At 45.9% G+C, this 20,816-nt stretch carries 22 protein-coding genes and 1 other annotated feature; all 22 genes read left to right on the plus strand.

The window, feature by feature from the left end; all coding sequences use genetic code 11:
* The first annotated feature begins 39 nt into the window (after window positions 1–39).
* Complete coding sequence (gene rplA, locus ACWGOO_RS21015; RefSeq protein ID WP_025685945.1) at window positions 40–732, plus strand: 50S ribosomal protein L1; 693 nt, start codon at window positions 40–42, stop codon at window positions 730–732.
* 68 nt (window positions 733–800) lie between these two features.
* Window positions 801–952: a sequence feature (ribosomal protein L10 leader region), on the plus strand.
* Window positions 953–1,024: 72 nt separating this feature from the next.
* A complete protein-coding gene (rplJ, locus tag ACWGOO_RS21020; protein ID WP_452486582.1) occupies window positions 1,025–1,528 on the plus strand; it encodes a 50S ribosomal protein L10 in 504 nt (167 codons plus the stop codon).
* 68 nt (window positions 1,529–1,596) lie between these two features.
* The gene (gene rplL / locus ACWGOO_RS21025) at window positions 1,597–1,962 is read left to right on the plus strand and encodes a 50S ribosomal protein L7/L12 (RefSeq protein ID WP_025685943.1); all 366 of its coding nucleotides are present in this window, start codon (window positions 1,597–1,599) and stop codon (window positions 1,960–1,962) included.
* A gap of 149 nt (window positions 1,963–2,111) precedes the next feature.
* Entirely contained in the window at window positions 2,112–2,726 is a 615-nt protein-coding gene (locus ACWGOO_RS21030) for a class I SAM-dependent methyltransferase (protein ID WP_452486584.1), read from the plus strand.
* Between the two features lie 342 nt (window positions 2,727–3,068).
* Window positions 3,069–6,614: a DNA-directed RNA polymerase subunit beta gene (gene rpoB / locus ACWGOO_RS21035; protein WP_452486586.1), complete on the plus strand. Its 3,546-nt coding sequence runs from the start codon at window positions 3,069–3,071 to the stop codon at window positions 6,612–6,614.
* Between the two features lie 144 nt (window positions 6,615–6,758).
* Window positions 6,759–10,373 carry a DNA-directed RNA polymerase subunit beta' gene (gene rpoC, locus ACWGOO_RS21040; protein ID WP_452486588.1) on the plus strand — a complete coding sequence of 1,205 codons (3,615 nt, stop codon included), beginning with the start codon at window positions 6,759–6,761 and terminating at the stop codon, window positions 10,371–10,373.
* A 231-nt stretch (window positions 10,374–10,604) separates the two neighbouring features.
* Window positions 10,605–10,856: a ribosomal L7Ae/L30e/S12e/Gadd45 family protein gene (locus tag ACWGOO_RS21045; protein ID WP_014278316.1), complete on the plus strand. Its 252-nt coding sequence runs from the start codon at window positions 10,605–10,607 to the stop codon at window positions 10,854–10,856.
* A 143-nt stretch (window positions 10,857–10,999) separates the two neighbouring features.
* Window positions 11,000–11,422, plus strand: a complete 423-nt coding sequence (gene rpsL / locus ACWGOO_RS21050; protein ID WP_007432587.1) for a 30S ribosomal protein S12 — start codon at window positions 11,000–11,002, stop codon at window positions 11,420–11,422.
* Between the two features lie 50 nt (window positions 11,423–11,472).
* On the plus strand, window positions 11,473–11,943 hold the full coding sequence (gene rpsG, locus ACWGOO_RS21055; protein ID WP_007432586.1) for a 30S ribosomal protein S7: 471 nt from the start codon (window positions 11,473–11,475) through the stop codon (window positions 11,941–11,943).
* Between the two features lie 47 nt (window positions 11,944–11,990).
* Entirely contained in the window at window positions 11,991–14,069 is a 2,079-nt protein-coding gene (gene fusA, locus ACWGOO_RS21060; protein ID WP_452486590.1) for an elongation factor G, read from the plus strand.
* 94 nt (window positions 14,070–14,163) lie between these two features.
* On the plus strand, window positions 14,164–15,354 hold the full coding sequence (gene tuf, locus ACWGOO_RS21065) for an elongation factor Tu (protein WP_354455244.1): 1,191 nt from the start codon (window positions 14,164–14,166) through the stop codon (window positions 15,352–15,354).
* A gap of 338 nt (window positions 15,355–15,692) precedes the next feature.
* Window positions 15,693–16,001, plus strand: coding sequence for a 30S ribosomal protein S10 (rpsJ, locus tag ACWGOO_RS21070; RefSeq protein ID WP_005544556.1), 309 nt, complete (start codon window positions 15,693–15,695; stop codon window positions 15,999–16,001).
* Between the two features lie 32 nt (window positions 16,002–16,033).
* A complete protein-coding gene (rplC, locus tag ACWGOO_RS21075) occupies window positions 16,034–16,657 on the plus strand; it encodes a 50S ribosomal protein L3 (RefSeq protein ID WP_452486592.1) in 624 nt (207 codons plus the stop codon).
* Between the two features lie 26 nt (window positions 16,658–16,683).
* Window positions 16,684–17,307, plus strand: a complete 624-nt coding sequence (gene rplD / locus ACWGOO_RS21080) for a 50S ribosomal protein L4 (RefSeq protein ID WP_452486594.1) — start codon at window positions 16,684–16,686, stop codon at window positions 17,305–17,307.
* Window positions 17,307–17,597, plus strand: coding sequence for a 50S ribosomal protein L23 (rplW, locus tag ACWGOO_RS21085; RefSeq protein ID WP_013312159.1), 291 nt, complete (start codon window positions 17,307–17,309; stop codon window positions 17,595–17,597). The genes rplD and rplW overlap by 1 nt, the downstream gene beginning before the upstream one ends.
* A gap of 30 nt (window positions 17,598–17,627) precedes the next feature.
* Complete coding sequence (gene rplB, locus ACWGOO_RS21090; protein WP_025685936.1) at window positions 17,628–18,458, plus strand: 50S ribosomal protein L2; 831 nt, start codon at window positions 17,628–17,630, stop codon at window positions 18,456–18,458.
* A gap of 72 nt (window positions 18,459–18,530) precedes the next feature.
* Complete coding sequence (gene rpsS, locus ACWGOO_RS21095) at window positions 18,531–18,809, plus strand: 30S ribosomal protein S19 (RefSeq protein WP_025685935.1); 279 nt, start codon at window positions 18,531–18,533, stop codon at window positions 18,807–18,809.
* Window positions 18,810–18,845: 36 nt separating this feature from the next.
* Window positions 18,846–19,178, plus strand: coding sequence for a 50S ribosomal protein L22 (rplV, locus tag ACWGOO_RS21100; protein WP_354455247.1), 333 nt, complete (start codon window positions 18,846–18,848; stop codon window positions 19,176–19,178).
* A 13-nt stretch (window positions 19,179–19,191) separates the two neighbouring features.
* Window positions 19,192–19,857, plus strand: a complete 666-nt coding sequence (rpsC, locus tag ACWGOO_RS21105) for a 30S ribosomal protein S3 (protein ID WP_044647211.1) — start codon at window positions 19,192–19,194, stop codon at window positions 19,855–19,857.
* Window positions 19,858–19,859: 2 nt separating this feature from the next.
* Window positions 19,860–20,294, plus strand: coding sequence for a 50S ribosomal protein L16 (gene rplP / locus ACWGOO_RS21110; RefSeq protein WP_007432576.1), 435 nt, complete (start codon window positions 19,860–19,862; stop codon window positions 20,292–20,294).
* Window positions 20,284–20,481, plus strand: a complete 198-nt coding sequence (gene rpmC / locus ACWGOO_RS21115) for a 50S ribosomal protein L29 (protein ID WP_014278310.1) — start codon at window positions 20,284–20,286, stop codon at window positions 20,479–20,481. Before rplP ends, rpmC begins: the two co-directional genes overlap by 11 nt.
* A 50-nt stretch (window positions 20,482–20,531) precedes the next feature.
* The gene (rpsQ, locus tag ACWGOO_RS21120) at window positions 20,532–20,795 is read left to right on the plus strand and encodes a 30S ribosomal protein S17 (RefSeq protein ID WP_330721634.1); all 264 of its coding nucleotides are present in this window, start codon (window positions 20,532–20,534) and stop codon (window positions 20,793–20,795) included.
* Window positions 20,796–20,816 lie beyond the last annotated feature (21 nt).

Consider the following 20,816-nt stretch of genomic DNA (forward strand, 5'->3'; position numbering starts at 1 on the left):
GAGGAATATCCGCTAATACCACATAAGGAGGAAAAGATTATGGCTAAACATGGTAAGAAGTACTTGGAAGCCGCTAAGCTGATCGACAGCGAAGCGACTTATGAGCCTTTGGAAGCCGTTGAATTGGTGAAAAAAGGCGCAACTGCTAAATTTGACGAAACTGTTGAAGCAGCAGTCCGTTTGGGCGTAGATTCCCGTAAACAAGACCAGGCTGTTCGTGGTGTTGTTGTCCTGCCACATGGTACGGGTAAAACACAACGCGTTCTGGTATTTGCGAAAGGTGACAAAGTGAAAGAAGCCGAAGCGGCTGGCGCTGATTTTGTTGGCGATCAAGATATGATCAACAAAATTCAACAAGGCTGGTTCGAATTCGACGTTTGCGTTGCGACACCTGATATGATGAGTGAGGTTGGTAAACTGGGTCGTTTGCTCGGTGGTAAAGGCTTAATGCCAAACCCTAAAGCAGGCACAGTTACTTTCGACGTTGCCAAGGCTGTTCAAGAAATTAAAGCCGGTAAAATCGAATACCGTCTCGATAAAGCGGGTCAAATTCATGCGCCAATCGGCAAAGCTTCCTTCAGTGCTGAACAACTGAACGAGAATCTTAAAGCTTTGATCGAAGCCTTGAACCGTGCGAAGCCAGCGGCTGCTAAAGGTATTTACCTGAAAAACATCGCTATTTCTTCGACTATGGGACCAAGTGCTCGTGTGAACGCATCTGTCTACAAATAATATTTTGATTGACACGTTCAATTGATTTTGTTATTCTGTAAAAGTTGTGAGTCCGTGTGACTGACCATTAAAGTTGAATATGCTTACCGTAGACAGTAGGTGCCTTCGGGCTTAATCTCCTACCGAGGTGTTATGATAGAACATTTCATGTGACGGGCTCGTCCCGTCCATGCAGATTTATCAAGCCTTCGTACTCTACGGAGGCTTTTTTCATGCTCATGAAGGTAGCTTTGGACGATCACCGGATAGGTTGGTCGAGCAAAGTGGATAAATTGATCAGGAGGTGTACAGTTTGGCAAATGCAAAAGTGATTCAAGCAAAACAAGAAACTGTTGAAGTTGTAGCTGCAAAATTGCGCGAGAGCGTAACAACTGTGGTTGCTGACTATCGCGGTCTGAATGTTGCCCAAGTAACTGAGCTGCGTAAGCAGCTTCGCGAAGCCGGAATCGAATTTCAAGTGCTGAAAAACACGCTGCTCCGTCGTGCAACTGCGGCAGCAGAATTAACTGAACTGGACGCAGTATTGACAGGTCCTACTGCAATCGCGTTCGGCAAAGATGATGCAGTGTCTGCAGCTAAAATCTTGAATGATTTCGCTAAGAAAAACACTGCGCTGGAATTGAAAGGTGCAGTTGTAGAAGGCCGTGTTATCGGTGTTGAGGAAATCAAAGCGCTGGCAGAACTGCCATCCCGCGAAGGTCTCCTTTCCATGCTCCTCAGCGTGCTTCAAGCTCCTGTGCGCAACTTCGCGCTTGCAGTTAAAGCTGTTGCAGAAAAAGAAGAGCAAAGCGCATAAGTTAGGGATTAAAGCTGCTGTATAGCAGATTGAAAACAAAAAATAAGAATTTAAATGGAGGTTCAACCATGAGTAAAGAGCAAATCTTGGAAGCAATTAAAGGTATGTCCGTATTGGAACTGAACGATCTCGTAAAAGCAATCGAAGAAGAATTCGGCGTAACTGCAGCAGCTCCAGTAGCTGTAGCAGGCGGCGCAGCAGGTGGCGCAGCAGAAGCTGAGCAATCCGAGTTCGACGTAATTTTGACAAGCGCTGGCGCTTCCAAAATCAACGTTATCAAAGCAGTTCGCGAAATCACAGGTCTTGGCCTGAAAGAAGCAAAAGAACTGGTTGACAACGCTCCAAAACCACTGAAAGAAAAAATCGCGAAAGAAGAAGCTGATTCCTTGAAAGCAAAATTGGAAGAAGCAGGCGCTTCCGTAGAAGTGAAATAATTGACTGCTATCTAGCAGACAATGCACTAAAACAAACCCCTTGAGGTGATCTTCAAGGGGTTTGTTGCTGTAAAACGGCAGTACAAGCATGTCTGAAACGTTATTGTGAAGGCTATGATGGTATTACCAACCGAAGGAGGTGGTCATGAATGTCTGATCATTATTACTCCAAACGGCCAGAAACGGCGCACGAACGGCGGAACCTGGAAACAGTGCTGAGGGGGCGAACATACCGTTTTGCCAGCGATTCAGGCGTTTTCTCCAAGCAGGGAATTGATTACGGTAGCCGTGTGTTAATTGAGGCGATGCAGCTTCCTGCGCAGGCTTCGGTGCTGGATGTAGGGTGCGGCTATGGACCGATTGGTTTGACGGCAGCGACGCTTGTACCGAATGGTCACGTTACAATGGTAGATATTAACGAGCGGGCCGTCCAACTGGCAATAGAGAATGCGGAGCGGAATGGGATTACCAATGTGACCATAAGGCAGAGCGATCTGTTTGAGAAAGTGAAAGCTGAACGTTTTGACGTGATTCTAACGAATCCACCTATACGTGCGGGTAAGGAAACGGTGCATACTATTTTCGAGCTTGCGTATGAACATCTAAATGAAGGTGGAACTTTGTGGGTGGTTATTCAGAAAAAGCAGGGTGCCCCTTCGGCAAGCGCTAGAATCGAGAGTCTTTTCGGACGTGTGGAGGAAGTTACGAAGGATAAAGGTTACCGTATTTTGAAGGCAGAAAAAAGTTTTAGGAAAATGCAATAGGACCATTGACTTGAATCCTGGTCTGTGTTATTATTATAAAATGTCAGTATTAGGATGCCATTCATGGCTTTAGTTTGTTGAAATGTCAATAGGTTTATGCGTAGAAGGGTATAGTATTTATACCTATTACGTATAATACAATCATTTTGGGCAAATCTACAAGTGATGAAGATCTTCCGGTAAGAGGATTCTGCAGATACGTCGCTCTTTTTTCGAATGCATTCGAGTAAGGGCTTTTCTGTATTTGTGGATTGAATCTTCTGTCTGTGTCTTATTATAAGGTCACAAACAAAGGTTCGCAATGAATTTTTAAAGTGAGTAGACATGAGGGGTGAGTTTAAGTTGGCAGGACATCTTGTTCAATATGGTCGACGCACTCGGCGCAGTTATGCACGTATTAACGAGGTACTCGAGGTTCCGAACCTGATTGAGATCCAGCAAAAATCTTATGATTGGTTTTTGGAGGAAGGATTACGGGAGATGTTTCGGGATATTTCACCAATTCAGGATTTCACAGGAAACCTGATTTTGGAGTTTATCGATTATTCTCTCGGAGAACCCAAATATACCGTTGACGACGCAAAGGAACGCGACGTAACGTATGCAGCACCGCTTCGGGTAAAAGTCCGGCTTATTAATAAAGAGACCGGGGAAGTGAAAGAGCAGGAAGTATTCATGGGAGACTTCCCGCTGATGACTGATACGGGTACGTTTATTATTAACGGTGCGGAACGGGTTATTGTCAGCCAGTTGGTTCGCTCTCCCAGCGTCTATTTCAGCACAAAAGTCGACAAGAATGCGAAAACAACATACACCGCAACGGTAATTCCTAACCGGGGGGCTTGGCTCGAACTGGAGATGGATGCGAAGGACATTATCTATGTCCGGATTGACCGTACCCGTAAAATTCCGGTTACGGTGTTGCTGCGTGCGCTTGGCTTTGGCACTGATGCTGAGATTCTGGATTTGCTCGGCAATGACGAATATATCCGTAACACTCTTGATAAAGACAACACAGATTCTACGGAAAAAGCGCTAATTGAGATTTATGAGCGTCTTCGTCCGGGTGAGCCACCTACACTGGATAATGCAAAGAGCTTGCTCGTTGCACGTTTCTTTGATCCAAAACGTTATGATCTGGCCAACGTAGGCCGTTACAAAATCAATAAAAAGCTTCACATCAAAAACCGTCTGTTCAATCAACGGCTTGCTGAGACCTTGATTGATACGACAACTGGTGAAATCATCGCTGAAGCAGGACAAATGGTGGATCGCCGCTTGTTGGACGAGATTTTAGCCCAGCTTGAGGAATCGGTAGGACACCGAACGTATCATGTTGCTGCTGGCGTGCTGGAAAGCAATGATATTCCTCTTCAAACGATCGACATATTCTCGCCGATTGAAGATGGTAAAGTTGTAAAACTGATTGCCAACGGGAATATTGATAAATCGGTTAAAAATATTACGCCTGCCGATATTATTTCCTCCATCAGTTATTTTATTAACTTACTTCACGGAATCGGAAGCACGGACGATATTGACCATTTGGGCAACCGTCGTTTGCGCTCTGTAGGTGAATTGCTCCAGAACCAGTTCCGTATCGGTTTATCCCGTATGGAACGCGTGGTGCGCGAAAGAATGTCGATTCAGGATGCTAATGTGATTACGCCACAGGCGCTGATTAACATACGTCCGGTAATTGCTTCGATTAAGGAGTTCTTTGGTAGCTCCCAGTTGTCCCAGTTTATGGATCAGACGAATCCGCTTGCCGAATTGACACACAAACGCCGTTTGTCCGCACTCGGACCCGGCGGTTTGACACGCGAACGCGCGGGCATGGAAGTGCGTGACGTCCATCCGAGTCACTACGGCCGGATGTGTCCTATCGAGACACCAGAAGGACCAAACATTGGTTTGATCAACTCCTTGTCTACCTTCGCACGTATCAACGAGTACGGATTTATCGAAGCTCCTTATCGTTGGGTAGATCCGAAAACTGGAAAAGTTACAGACCAAATTGATTACCTGACGGCTGATGAAGAAGATAACTACATCGTAGCCCAGGCAAATGAGGAACTGACAGAGGACAGCACCTTTAAGGAAGAAGTCGTCATTGTTCGTTACAACAAGCAGTCTGATAACATCATTCCAATGGCAAGTAGCCGTGTTGACTATATGGACGTATCGCCTAAACAGGTCGTGTCGGTGGCAACTGCACTGATTCCGTTCCTGGAGAACGATGACTCCAACCGTGCGCTGATGGGTTCCAATATGCAACGGCAGGCCGTTCCTTTGTTGATTCCGAAGTCTCCTTTAGTCGGAACAGGAATGGAGCACAAGGCTGCGAAAGATTCTGGGGTATGTATTGTATCCAAATACGACGGTGTGATCGAACGTTCTTCAGCTAACGAAATTTGGCTGCGCCGTATCGAAACAGTAGATGGTTCCGAAGTGAAGGGCGACATAGTTAAGTATAAACTACACAAATTTATGCGTTCGAACCAAGGAACATGCATTAACCAACGTCCAATCGTCAACAGAGGCGATGTGGTGAAAGCTGGCGATATTCTCGCAGATGGTCCTTCTACAGAGATGGGTGAGTTGGCATTAGGACGTAACGTTGTCGTTGCCTTTATGACTTGGGAAGGTTACAACTACGAGGATGCGATCCTGCTGAGTGAGAAGCTGGTTAAGGAAGACGTATACACCTCCATTCATATTGAGGAATACGAATCCGAAGCCCGCGACACAAAGCTTGGACCGGAAGAAATCACCCGCGATATTCCGAATGTCGGTGAAGAAGCGCTTCGTAATCTGGATGAGCGTGGAATTATCCGCATTGGTGCCGAAATCGGCGCAGGTGACATTCTCGTTGGTAAAGTAACACCTAAGGGTGTAACGGAACTGACAGCCGAAGAGCGACTCTTGCATGCGATCTTTGGTGAAAAGGCACGCGAGGTTCGGGACACTTCTTTGAGAGTACCTCACGGAACAGACGGGATTGTTGTGGACGTCAAAGTATTTACACGTGAGAATGGCGACGAACTGCCACCAGGCGTGAACCAACTGGTTCGTGTATATATTGCTCAAAAACGTAAGATTTCCGAAGGCGATAAAATGGCCGGACGTCACGGCAACAAGGGTGTCGTTGCTCGTATTTTGCCTGAAGAAGATATGCCGTTCCTGCCGGACGGTACACCAGTACAGGTCGTTCTGAATCCACTGGGCGTACCTTCACGGATGAACATCGGACAGGTGCTTGAAATTCATCTGGGTATGGCTGCAATGCGTCTTGGTATTCATGTGGCAACGCCGGTATTCGATGGTGCCAAGGAGTATGACGTGTTTGATACGATGGAAGAGGCAGGCATGCAGCGCAATGGTAAGACGGTGCTGTATGACGGACGTACAGGTGATCGTTTTGAACGTGAAGTTACTGTCGGTGTCATGCACATGATCAAACTGGCGCATATGGTTGACGATAAAATCCATGCTCGTTCAACGGGTCCTTACTCTCTCGTTACGCAACAGCCGTTGGGTGGTAAAGCTCAATTCGGTGGTCAGCGCTTCGGTGAGATGGAAGTATGGGCACTAGAAGCCTACGGCGCGGCTTACACGCTTCAGGAAATTTTGACTGTCAAATCCGATGATGTGGTTGGACGTGTTAAAACATACGAATCCATCGTCAAAGGTGAAAATGTACCTGAACCGGGTGTGCCTGAATCATTCAAGGTCTTGATCAAAGAGCTGCAAAGCTTGGGTATGGATGTGAAGATTCTGTCCGAAGACGAACAAGAGATCGAAATGAGAGAGCTTGATGATGAAGATGATACAACCAGCGACAAGCTGAGTTTAAATCTGGAAGGCTCTGAGGTTAGCGTAGAGTAGTCTGTCTGCTGACTGAATCATATCAGCTTTGTTATATGCCTCGATCCATTCTCTACAGGATGGATCGGGCTTCTTGATACCGCCCGGTACTGCTGGGCGGTATCAAACCTAAAAACTCAGGATTTGGTTAAGGAGGGTTGCTCCTTGTTGGACGTTAACAATTTCGAATATATGAAAATCGGGCTTGCTTCCCCCGAAAAGATTCGTTCTTGGTCCCGCGGAGAAGTCAAAAAACCGGAGACGATTAACTATCGTACGCTTAAACCGGAAAAAGAAGGACTATTTTGCGAGAAAATTTTCGGACCTACGAAAGACTGGGAATGCCATTGCGGTAAGTACAAACGCGTGCGCTATAAAGGTGTTGTCTGTGACCGTTGTGGAGTAGAGGTTACCCGCGCTAAGGTTCGTCGTGAACGTATGGGACACATCGAGCTGGCTGCCCCTGTATCGCATATATGGTACTTTAAAGGCATTCCGAGCCGTATGGGTCTTGCTCTTGATATGTCTCCAAGATCTCTGGAAGAGATCATTTACTTCGCATCTTATGTTGTAACTGATCCAGGAGATACGCCATTGGAGAAAAAGCAACTCCTGTCCGAGAAAGAATACCGCAGCTACCGTGAAAAATACGGCTACGGATTTCAGGCAGGTATGGGTGCTGAAGCAGTTAAGAAGCTCCTTCAAGATTTGGATATAGACAAAGAACTGGAATTCCTGAAAGAAGAGCTGCGTACAGCTCAAGGACAACGCCGCAACCGTGCGATCAAGCGTCTTGAAGTAATTGAGGCGTTCCGTAACTCCGGCAACCAGCCGGACTGGATGATCATGGACGTGCTGCCTGTTATTCCTCCTGAGCTTCGTCCGATGGTACAGCTTGATGGTGGACGTTTTGCTACCTCTGATCTGAATGACTTGTACCGCCGTGTAATTAACCGTAACAACCGTCTGAAACGTCTGCTAGATCTGGGTGCTCCGGATATTATCGTGCAAAATGAAAAACGGATGCTGCAGGAAGCTGTTGATGCCCTGATTGATAACGGTCGTCGTGGCCGCCCTGTTACAGGTCCGGGTAACCGTCCTTTGAAATCCCTCAGCCACATGCTGAAAGGTAAACAAGGACGTTTCCGTCAAAACTTGCTCGGAAAACGTGTTGACTACTCCGGTCGTTCCGTTATCGTTGTAGGTCCGTACTTGAAAATGTACCAATGCGGTTTGCCGAAAGAAATGGCGTTGGAATTGTTCAAACCTTTTGTCATGAAAGAATTGGTGAACAAAGGTCTTGCTCACAACATCAAGAGCGCGAAACGTAAAGTAGAGCGCGTGAGCGCAGAAGTATGGGATGTGCTCGAAGAAGTGATCAAGGAGCATCCGGTTCTTCTGAACCGTGCCCCTACGCTGCATAGACTGGGTATTCAGGCGTTTGAACCGATTTTGGTTGAAGGTCGTGCAATCCGTTTGCATCCGCTCGTATGTACGGCATACAATGCCGACTTTGACGGTGACCAAATGGCGGTTCACGTTCCATTGTCTGCGGAAGCCCAAGCAGAAGCTCGTTTGCTCATGCTGGCATCCGGCAACATTTTGAATCCGAAAGACGGCAAGCCTGTCGTTACTCCTTCCCAGGATATGGTCCTTGGTTCTTTCTATCTGACTATGGATAACAAAGAAGAAGAAGGCAGTAACATGATCCTTCGCAATATGAACGAGGCTATATCGGCTTACCAGCGCGGTACAGCGGGTCTTCATGCTCGTGTAGCTATTCCGGTTAAAGCTTTGAATAAAACGAGCTTTACGGAAAAACAACAGGATGCGATGCTGATCACCACGGTTGGTAAAATTATCTTTAATGAAATTTTCCCGGCCAGCTTCCCGTACATCAATGATGCTACCCGTGCTAACCTGCTTTATGGTACTGCGGAGGAATTCTTTGTTTACGAGAAGGGTGTAAATCTTACAAATGCGATTCAAAATGCTCCACAAGCTAACGGGATAGGTAAGGATTATCTTGGTAACATTATTGCCCGTTGCTTTGAAACTTACCATACAACAGAAACAGCTGTGATTTTGGATAAAATCAAGCAACTTGGCTTTACGTATTCTACTCGTTCAGGTGTAACTGTTGCCGTGTCGGACGTTATCGTGCCAGTGGAAAAACAAGGAATTCTTAAAGGTTCTGAGGATAAAGCGCAAGTCGTAACGAATCAATACCGTCGTGGTTTGATTACGAATGAGGAACGCTATGACCGGATTATTGATATTTGGTCCAAAGCAAAAGATGATATTACCGAAGTGCTGATGAAGTCCATGGACCGCTATAACTCCATCATGATGATGGTTGACTCCAAAGCGCGGGGTAACAAATCACAGATTACCCAGCTCGGCGGTATGCGTGGTCTGATGGCGAATCCATCCGGTCGTATTATCGAGCTCCCAATTAAATCGAACTTCCGTGAAGGTCTGACAGTACTCGAGTACTTCATCTCCACTCACGGAGCGCGTAAAGGTTTGGCGGATACAGCGCTTCGTACGGCTGACTCCGGTTACCTGACTCGTCGTCTCGTCGATGTGGCGCAAGATGTTATTGTGCGTGAAGAAGATTGCGGAACTGACAAAGGCTTTACAGTAAGTCGTATCCAGGACGGTAAAGAAGTTATTGAGGACCTGTATGACCGTCTGGAAGGTCGCTATTGCTTTGAAACGGTACGTCATCCGGAGACTGGCGAAATTTTGGCTAGCCGTAACGAATTGATCGATTCCGATAAAGCTGAAGCAATTGTCAAAGCTGGTGTACAAAAGGTTCAAATTCGTTCTGTACTGAGCTGCCGTGCCAAACATGGCGTCTGCAAGAAGTGCTACGGTCGCAATCTGGCTACTGGTAAACACGTTGAGATTGGTGAAGCGGTTGGTATTATCGCGGCACAATCCATCGGTGAACCAGGAACCCAGCTTACAATGCGTACATTCCACACAGGCGGCGTAGCGGGCGACGATATTACACAAGGTTTGCCGCGTATTCAGGAGCTTTTCGAAGCACGTAATCCTAAAGGTCAGGCAACCATCAGTGAAATTGACGGTACAGTTAAAGAAGTTCGTGAAGGTAAAGATCGCCGTGAGATCGACATTCAGGGTGAAGCTGAAACGAAAACTTATTCGGTTACGTATGGCTCTCGTCTGCGCGTAAGCGAAGGTATGACTGTTGAAGCCGGGGATGAACTGACGGACGGTTCGATCGACCCCAAAGAAATGCTGCGTATTAAAGGTATTCGCGGGGTGCAGAACTATATCCTTCAGGAAGTTCAACGCGTATATCGGAATCAGGGTGTAGAAATCAATGATAAGCACGTGGAAGTTATGATTCGTCAAATGCTGCGTAAAATCCGTATCCTTGATGCGGGGAATACAACGCTGCTTCCAGGCTCTTTTGTTGAAGTACACGAGTATGAAAATGCGAACAAGACAGCAATTATCAGTGGTCAAGAGCCAGCGGTAGCCAAACCGGTTCTGCTTGGTATCACCAAGGCATCTCTGGAAACTGACTCCTTCTTGTCAGCAGCTTCCTTCCAAGAGACCACTCGGGTGCTGACCGATGCGGCTATAAAAGGCAAAGTAGATCAGTTGCTTGGTCTGAAAGAGAACGTTATTATTGGTAAGTTGATCCCTGCGGGTACTGGTATGAATCGTTACCGCAGTGTGAAATTTGCCCAACCGGAAGGTGAGCAATCCTCGTCCGAAGAACTCGAACCGATTTCGGCCGAGTAATATAACGTTAACAAATGGTATGATGGGCCCGGAACATTGCGTCTCTGATGAAGCTTTTAGATTACGGCTTTGTTAGACGGTGTTCCGGTGCTTTTTCTTAAAATGAAAAGTATTTCTTTGTTAAGCAAACTATAGTCGATAATTGTCTTGACATTGCCTATAGTCAATGCTAATATAGCAAAGGTGCGTGAGCAGTCTATATGCTATTGTGCCTTTTCGGAGGAATGAGATATGTCTAAAGAACAGGGACTGCAAGATGCTCATGTCAAAATCGGTACCAAACAAACCATTCGCATGGTCGAATTGGGCTTCGCCTCTGAAGTATATGTGGCAGAAGACGCAGATCCACGTCTCACTTCCAACATCATTGCTTTGTGCAACAAGCAAGGAGTCAAGGTGACTCTTGTAGATACAATGAAAAATCTCGGAGCTGCATGTGGGATTGAAGTGGGAGCCGCTATGGCTGCTATCGTAAAACAATAGGGTAAGGAACGTTTTTGTCTAAGAGAATGAATTCTTGGCGGCAAAGACTTTTCATTTGTTCTTTTATGAACCGCCTGGGTCTGTGGGCTTAGAAATGGTTTGTGAAGCAACAGGAAAAATTGAGGAAGGGGGTGGCAACCACAATGCCAACTATTAACCAACTGGTTCGTAAAGGACGTCAAGCTAAAATCGAGAAATCGAAATCACCGGCTTTGCAAAAAGGTTTTAACGCCTTGAAACGTGAAGCTACCGACATCAGTGCCCCGCAAAAACGCGGAGTATGCACTCGTGTAGGTACTATGACTCCAAAAAAACCAAACTCCGCACTTCGTAAATATGCTCGTGTTCGTTTGACGAACCGTGTAGAGGTGACTGCTTACATTCCGGGTATCGGACATAACCTGCAAGAACACAGTGTAGTGCTGATTCGCGGCGGTCGTGTAAAAGACCTTCCGGGTGTACGTTACCATATCGTTCGCGGTGCTTTGGATACTGCAGGCGTAAACAACCGCATGCAAGCTCGTTCCAAATACGGCGCAAAACGCCCTAAAGCTAAAAAATCCTAATGAATATAAACCGAATAAATCGGTTTAACATGTAAGAAAGGGGGATATCCATGCCACGCAAAGGTCCAGTTACCAAAAGAGATGTGTTGCCAGATCCGGTATACAACAGCAAGTTGGTTACCCGTCTGATCAACCGCATCATGCTCGACGGAAAACGAGGCGTTGCTCAAAGCATTCTGTACAATGCGTTCAAGCTTATCCAAGAACGTACGGGGAATGACCCGATGGAAGTTTTTGAAGCAGCTATCAAGAATATCATGCCAGTCCTGGAAGTTAAAGCACGCCGTGTCGGCGGTGCCAACTACCAAGTACCAATCGAGGTAAAACCAGAAAGACGTACTTCCCTGGGTTTACGTTGGCTTGTAAACTACTCCCGCAACCGCGGCGAGAAAACGATGGAAGAGCGTTTGGCAGCTGAGATTATCGATGCTTCCAACAACACAGGCGCTTCCGTGAAAAAACGCGAAGACACGCACAAAATGGCTGAAGCGAACAAAGCGTTTGCTCACTACCGTTGGTAGGATTCAGTTCAAAAAAATAACTTCAATTTTGAAGGGAGACCCATTTCATGGCAAGAGAGTTCTCCTTGACGAATACACGTAATATCGGGATCATGGCTCATATTGACGCGGGTAAAACCACAACAACAGAGCGGATCTTGTTCTACACAGGACGTACGCACAAAATCGGTGAAGTTCACGAAGGTGCTGCGACAATGGACTGGATGGAGCAAGAACAAGAGCGCGGAATCACGATTACTTCCGCTGCGACGACCGCTGCCTGGAAAGGTCACCGCGTCAATATTATCGACACCCCGGGGCACGTTGACTTCACTGTTGAAGTTGAACGTTCCCTTCGTGTATTGGACGGAGCAGTTGGTGTTTTCAGTGCGAAAGAAGGCGTTGAGCCTCAGTCCGAAACCGTATGGAGACAGGCTGATCGCTACGGCGTTCCACGGATCGCATATGTAAACAAAATGGATATCATTGGTGCCGACTTCCTGAATGTTGTCTCCGACATGCGTGATCGCCTTCAAGCGAACGCAGTTGCGATTCAATTGCCAATCGGTGCAGAAAATGATTTTATTGGTATTATCGATATCGTTGAACAAAAAGCTCATATGTACAAAGATGATCTTGGTCAAGATATCGAAGAAGTCGAAATTCCTGCGGAATTCAAAGATCAAGTTGAAGAACTCCGTAATGAATTGATTGAGAAGGTTGCTGAACTGGACGAAGAATTGACAATGAAATACCTGGAAGGCGAAGAAATTTCGGTTGCCGAAATTAAAGCCGCTCTCCGTAAAGGTGTTGTAGAAGTTAAAATCTTCCCAGTTATCTGCGGATCTTCTTACCGTAACAAAGGTGTTCAGTTGATGCTGGATGCTGTTCTCGACTACTTGCCGGCTCCTACTGACGTGCCAAGTATTCAAGGACATTTGGAAGACGGTACGGAAGTTGAACGTCACTCTTCCGATGAAGAGCCATTCTCCGCATTGGCATTCAAAATAATGACGGACCCTTACGTTGGTAAGTTGACATTCTTCCGCGTATACTCCGGTGTTCTTCAATCCGGTTCATACGTATTGAATGCAACAAAAGGCAAACGTGAACGTATCGGACGTATTCTTCAAATGCATGCGAACAGCCGTCAAGAAATCACGGTAGTTTACTCCGGTGATATTGCGGCAGCCGTAGGTTTGAAAGATACAGGTACAGGTGATACACTGTGTGATGAGAAGAGTCCAGTTATTCTTGAGTCCATGAATTTCCCTGATCCGGTTATCGAAATCGCGGTTGAGCCTAAAACCAAAGCTGACCAAGATAAAATGTCTGTTGCTCTCGGTAAATTGACCGAAGAAGATCCAACTCTTCGCGCTCATACTAACGAAGAAACAGGCCAAACCATCTTGGCAGGTATGGGTGAGCTTCACCTTGATATCATCATTGACCGTATGCGTCGTGAGTTTAAGGTGGAAACCAATGTAGGTAAACCACAGGTTGCTTACCGTGAAACGTTCCGTGCTCCAGCACGTGTCGAAGGTAAATTCGTTCGTCAGTCCGGTGGTCGTGGTCAATACGGTCACGTATGGGTTGAGTTCGAACCGCTCGAGCCAGGTACTGGTAGTCAATTCGAAAGTAAGGTAGTTGGCGGCTCTGTTCCTAGAGAGTACATCGCTCCTGCACTTGCTGGTATTGAGGAACAAATGAAAAACGGCGTTATCGCAGGCTTCCCGCTTGTGGACGTTAAAGCTACAATCGTGGACGGATCATACCATGATGTCGATTCCAATGAAATGGCGTTTAAAATTGCCGGTTCAATGGCGCTGAAAGCAGCGAAAGACAAATGTAAACCAGTATTGCTTGAGCCGATTATGAAAGTTGAAGTAACGGTTCCTGAGGAATATATGGGTGACGTAATGGGTATGTTGAACTCCCGTCGTGGTCGGATTGAAGGTATGGATTCCCGTAGTGGAGCCCAAATCATTCGTGCGAAGGTGCCTTTGTCCGAAATGTTTGGATACTCGACTACACTTCGTTCCGGTACACAAGGACGCGGCGTGTTCTCTATGGAGCTTTCTCATTATGAAGAAGTTCCGAAGAGCATTGCTGAAGAGATCGTTGCCAAAACCAAAGGCGGCGAGTAATACAATGTATCAGCTGACCGGTATAATCAAGGTTTTTCCAAGAGGAAACCGGCAGCCTAAAAATAAAACAAGTTATTGAGGAGGAATTGTTCAAATGGCAAAGGCTAAGTTTGAACGTAACAAACCGCACGTTAACATCGGTACTATTGGTCACGTCGATCATGGTAAAACTACTTTGACTGCTGCAATCACAACTGTATTGTCCAAAACTTACGGTGGTGCTGCTGTAGCATTCGATCAAATCGATAAAGCTCCAGAAGAGCGCGAACGCGGTATCACAATCTCCACAGCACACGTGGAATACGAAACACCTAACCGTCACTATGCACACGTTGACTGCCCAGGTCACGCCGACTATGTTAAAAACATGATCACTGGCGCTGCACAAATGGACGGAGCGATTTTGGTTGTATCCGCAGCTGACGGCCCAATGCCGCAAACTCGTGAACACATCCTGCTGTCCCGTCAAGTAGGCGTTCCTTATATTGTTGTATTCCTGAACAAATGTGACATGGTTGAAGACGAAGAGTTGTTGGAACTGGTTGAAATGGAAGTTCGTGACTTGCTGAGCGAATATGACTTCCCAGGCGACGACACTCCAATCATTCGCGGTTCCGCTCGTGAAGCTCTGCAAAACCCAGAGGGCGACTATGCTAAGAAAATTGTTGAAATGTTCGAAATAATCGACACTTACGTTCCAAATCCAGAACGCGACACTGACAAGCCTTTCCTTATGCCTGTCGAGGATGTATTCTCCATCACAGGTCGTGGTACAGTTGCTACAGGTCGTGTAGAGCGTGGTACTGTTAAAGTGGGCGAAGAAATCGAAATTATCGGTATTCAAGAAGAATCCCGTAAGTCCGTAGTAACAGGCGTAGAAATGTTCCGCAAATTGCTTGACTCCGCTCAAGCTGGCGATAACATCGGCGCATTGCTTCGTGGTGTAGATCGTGCACAAATCGAGCGTGGCCAAGTATTGGCTAAACCAGGTTCTGTTAAACCTCATACAGAATTTTCTGCTCAAATCTACGTTTTGACTAAAGAAGAGGGTGGACGTCATAAACCTTTCTTCACTGGTTACCGTCCACAGTTCTACTTCCGTACAACTGACGTAACTGGTATCATCACTTTGCCAGAAGGTACCGAAATGGTAATGCCTGGTGACAACATCACAGTTACTGTTCAACTGATCAACCCAATCGCTATCGAAGAAGGAACTAAGTTCTCTATTCGTGAAGGTGGACGTACAGTTGGCGCTGGTGCGGTAGCGACAATCACCAAATAAGAGGTTTTGTCCTTTAAATAAAGCAACATTGTACTGGAACGAGTAACATTGTATTGGAACGGAGCTAAAAGAAGCCCCCGCCCTGGTGCGGGGGCTTTCTTCTTGAATAAATCGCGAGCTGCGATTGCAATTGTATCTTTTGAAAATAAGATACATTGTTTTTTCGTTTTTGCTTGCAATAGGCAGAATTATTAGATATAATAACTAATGTTGTTTGTGACTGTGCGATGATGTGAGAGGTTACTGACACACCCGGCCCCTTTGCCATGGGAGGGATGTCGGAAAATTTTCACGGAGTATGTCCGATACCAAATTGGGCGATAAAAGGAGGGACTAAAATGGCAAAGCAAAAGATTCGTATTCGTTTGAAAGCTTACGATCACAGAATTCTTGATCAATCCGCTGAGAAAATTGTTGAAACAGCTAAACGTTCGGGCGCAGGTGTATCCGGACCAATTCCGCTGCCAACTGAAAAACAAATCATTACTATTCTCCGTGCGGTACACAAGTACAAGGATTCCCGGGAACAGTTCGAAATGCGTACACATAAGCGTCTGATCGACATTGTTAACCCGACTCCACAAACTGTGGATGCCTTGATGCGCTTGGACCTGCCGTCCGGTGTAGATATCGAAATTAAATTGTAATTTGTGATTAGGAAAAGAAAAGAGGTGTCAACATGAAAGGTATCTTAGGAAAAAAACTCGGAATGACTCAAGTGTTTACCCCTGAAGGTAACGTACTTGCTGTTACGGTTATCGAAGCGGGTCCTTGTGTTGTTCTGCAAAAGAAAGATCTGGAAAACGATGGATACGAAGCTATTCAACTCGGTTTCTCTGATAAAAAAGAAAAAAGATCCAATAAACCTGAAGCAGGACATGCGAAAAAGGCAAATACTGCACCTAAGCGCTACGTTCGTGAACTTCGTGGCATCGACCTTGCTGCGTACGAGGTTGGCCAAGAACTGAAGGCTGATGTCTTCACAGAAGGCGAATTCGTTGACGTAACAGGTATTTCTAAAGGTAAAGGTTTTGCCGGCGTTATCAAACGTTGGGGACAAAGCCGCGGACCAATGGCACACGGCTCGCGTTACCACAGAGGTCCAGGTTCGATGGGCTCCATTCAAGCTAACCGCGTTCCTAAAGGTAAACACCTGCCAGGACACATGGGGCATGAAACGGTAACGATCCAACGCCTTGAAGTTGTTAAGATCGATACAGAACGTAATGTATTGCTCGTGAAAGGCTCCATTCCAGGACCTAAAAACAGCTTCGTTAAAGTAATAGATACGGTGAAGAAATAAACAACTGAAGAAAGGAGGAACACGAAATGCCAAAAGTAGCACTTTTTAATATTAGCGGCAGCCAAGTTGGCGAAATTGAATTGAACGACGCAGTATTCGGTATCGAACCGAATAAACACGTTCTTCATGACGCTGTTGTTATGCAATTGGCTTCCCTGCGTCAAGGTACTCACAAAGTAAAAGGACGTTCTGAAGTACGTGGCGGCGGACGTAAACCTTGGAAACAAAAAGGTACCGGCCGCGCTCGTCAAGGTTCGATCCGTGCACCGCAATGGGTTGGCGGCGGTATTGTATTTGGTCCGACTCCACGCAGCTATGCTTACAAATTGCCTAAAAAGGTTCGTCGCTTGGCGATCAAATCAGCTTTGTCTTCTAAAGTGATTGAGAATGAAATCATCGTATTGGACGCTCTTACGCTGAACGGACCTAAAACGAAAGAATTCGCAGCCATTTTGAACAATCTTAAAGCTGACCGTAAAGCATTGATTGTAGCACCTAGCTATGATGATAATGTGGCTCTGTCCGCTCGTAATATTCCTGGTGTGAAGTTTGTATCCGCAGACGGCATTAATGTTCTTGACGTGCTTGGACACGACAAACTGATCATTACGAAGGAAGCAGTTCAGAAGGTAGAGGAGGTGCTCGCGTAATGAAGGATCCTCGTGATATTATTAAACGTCCGGTTATCACCGAACGTACGGCTGGTATGATGAATGACTTGAAATACGTTTTCGAGGTAGACATTCGTTCCAATAAAGTCGAAGTTAAAAAAGCAATCGAAGCGATCTTTAACGTGAAAGTAAGTAACGTAAACACGCTTCGTGTTCCTGCAAAACCAAAACGCTACGGACGTCATTCCGGCTATACGAGCGAGTGGAAAAAAGCGTTCGTAACGCTGAGCAAAGACAGTAAGCCGCTTGAGTTTTTTGAAACGGTATAGTTGAAACTGTAAAGTAAGGAGGGAAACTCAGTGCCAATTAAAAAGTATAAACCGACGTCCCCGGCCAGACGTGCTATGTCTGTATCTACTTTCGAGGAGATCACAACTAATCAGCCCGAGAAATCGTTGCTGGCACCTCTGAGCAAGCAAGCTGGACGTAATAACCAAGGTAAAATTACGGTTCGTCATCAAGGCGGCGGACACAAACGTAAATACCGTATTATTGACTTCAAACGTAACAAAGATGGAATACCGGGCCGCGTTGCTACGATCGAATATGATCCAAACCGTACGTCCAACATCGCACTTATCCACTATGTGGATGGTGAAAAACGTTACATCATCGCTCCTAAAGGCTTGAAAGTAGGAGACGAAGTGGTATCCGGCGTAGGTTCCGATATCAAAATTGGTAACTCTTTGCCTTTGGAAAACATTCCAGTAGGTACGGTTATCCACAACATTGAATTGAAGCCGGGCAAAGGTGGTCAACTCGTTCGTGCTGCCGGTACGGAAGCCCAACTTCTTGGTAAAGAAGAGAAGTATGTAACAATTCGTTTGACTTCTGGTGAAGTTCGTCGCGTTCTGAAAGTTTGCCGCGCTACAATCGGTTCTGTTGGTAACGAAGACCATGAATTGGTGAAGATCGGTAAAGCCGGACGTAGCCGTTGGTTGGGACAACGTCCTGAAGTTCGCGGTGTTGTTATGAACCCTAACGATCACCCACACGGTGGTGGTGAAGGTCGCGCCCCAATCGGACGTAAATCTCCAATGTCTCCATGGGGTAAACCAACCCTTGGTTACAAAACACGTAAAAAAGGTAAAGCATCTGATAAATACATCGTTCGTCGTCGTACTAAGTAATAAGACGTGCGCTTAAGTCGCACGTTAACATATTAAGGAACGATAACGTTTTAACGAAGGGAGGATTCATACATGGGTCGCAGTCTCAAAAAAGGACCATTCGTTGATGGTTACCTGCTGAAAAAAGTAGAGGTTTTGAACGAATCGGACAAAAAAGTCGTGATCAAAACTTGGTCCCGTCGCTCTACGATTTTCCCGCAATTTATTGGACATACGTTTGGTGTATACGATGGTCGTAAACACGTGCCAGTATACGTAACGGAAGATATGGTTGGACACAAATTGGGCGAATTCGCTCCAACACGTACGTACAAAGGCCATACAGATGACGATAAGAAAACAAGAAGATAATCAACACAGCGTAGTGTTTGAGAGGAGGTAAACTCAATGGAAGCAAAAGCACATGCTAAATCCGTACGGATTTCCGCTCGTAAAGTGAAACTCGTTATCGATTTGATTCGCGGTAAGCAAGTTGGTGAGGCGATTGCAATTCTTCGTCATACTCCAAAATCCGCTTCTCCAGTCGTTGAGAAATTGTTGAATTCTGCGATTGCAAATGCAGACCACAACTACTCTTTGGACGTGAACAACTTGGTAGTATCGCAAGTTTTTGTAAACCAAGGTCCTACAATGAAACGGTTCCGCCCGCGCGCAATGGGTCGTGCAAGCCGCATCAATAAACGCACCAGTCATATTACTCTGGTGGTATCTGAAAAATAAGGAGGGAAAACGTGTGGGCCAAAAGGTAAATCCAATCGGACTCCGAATCGGTATTATCCGTGATTGGGAATCCAAATGGTATGCAGGCAAAGATTTCGGTGATCTTTTGCTGGAAGACGTTAGAATTCGTGAACATCTGAAAAAAAGATTGAAAGATTCCGCTGTATCCCGTGTTGAAATCGAGAGAGCAGCTAACCGCGTCAACGTAACGATTCACACTGCGAAACCTGGTATGGTTATCGGTAAGGGTGGTTCCGAAGTTGAAAACTTGCGTAATGAAATCACTAAAATCGCAGGCGGTAAAAAGGTACACATCAATATTTCTGAAATTAAAAATCCTGAGCTGGATGCAATCTTGGTTGCTGAGAGCATTGCACAACAATTGGAACGTCGTGTTTCTTTCCGTCGTGCTTTGAAACAAGCAATCCAAAGAACTATGCGTTCTGGAGCAAAAGGAATTAAAACTCAAGTAGGCGGACGTCTTGGCGGTGCCGAAATCGCTCGTTCCGAAGGGTACAGCGAAGGAACAGTTCCACTGCATACGCTTCGTGCCGACATTGACTACGGTACAGCGGAAGCTCATACTACTTACGGCCGTATTGGCGTAAAAGTATGGATTTATCGTGGAGAGGTTCTTCCTCCAGCTAAGAAACAAGCTCCTCAGGAAGGAGGCAACTAAACATGTTGGTACCAAAACGCGTAAAGCATCGTAAGCAACAACGTGGTCATATGAAGGGCCGTGCAAAAGGCGGCACTACACTGAACTTTGGTGAGTATGGTTTGCAAGCTACTGAACCTGCATGGATTACTAACCGTCAGATCGAAGCTGCTCGTATTGCGATGACTCGTTACATCAAACGTGGTGGTAAGGTTTGGATTAAAATTTTCCCTGACAAACCAATTACTCAGAAGCCTCTTGAGGTTCGTATGGGTAGTGGTAAAGGTAACGTAGAAAAATGGGTTGCAGTAGTGAAACCAGGTAAGATCATGTTCGAACTTGCTGGTGTTCCGGAAGAGATTGCTCGTGAAGCAATGCGTCTTGCCGCTCACAAACTGCCAATCAAAACTAAGTTTGTGAAACGTGAAGAATTGGGTGGTGAAGCAAATGAAGGCTAGTGAATTTCGCAACCTAACCACTGCTGAAATTGAACAAAAGATCTCTGGGTTCAAAGAAGAACTCTTTAACCTTCGTTTTCAACTCGCTACCGGTCAGCTTGATAACCCGACTCGGATCGGCGATGTACGTAAGGAAATTGCTCGTGCTAAAACCGTGATCCGTGAAAGAGAACTTGGGATTAGCTAAGATATCAGACCGGGTGGAGATTCCGCCTGTAATTAGGAAGGAGGCCAACAATGAGCGAACGTAATGCCCGTAAAATTTTAGTCGGTAAAGTAGTCAGCGACAAAATGGATAAAACGATTGTGATTGCTGTAGAAACCTACAAAAAGCATGATCTCTACCATAAACGCATTAAAGTAACTAAGAAATTCAAAGCGCATGATGAAAACAACACCGCACAAATCGGTGATACTGTTAAAATCATGGAGACTCGCCCTTTGTCCAAAGACAAAAACTGGAGACTGGTCGAAATCGTTGAAAAAGCTGTTATAATCTAATGTAGTGTAGTTTTTCCGAAA

Source organism: Paenibacillus sp. NPDC055715, assembly GCF_053617595.1.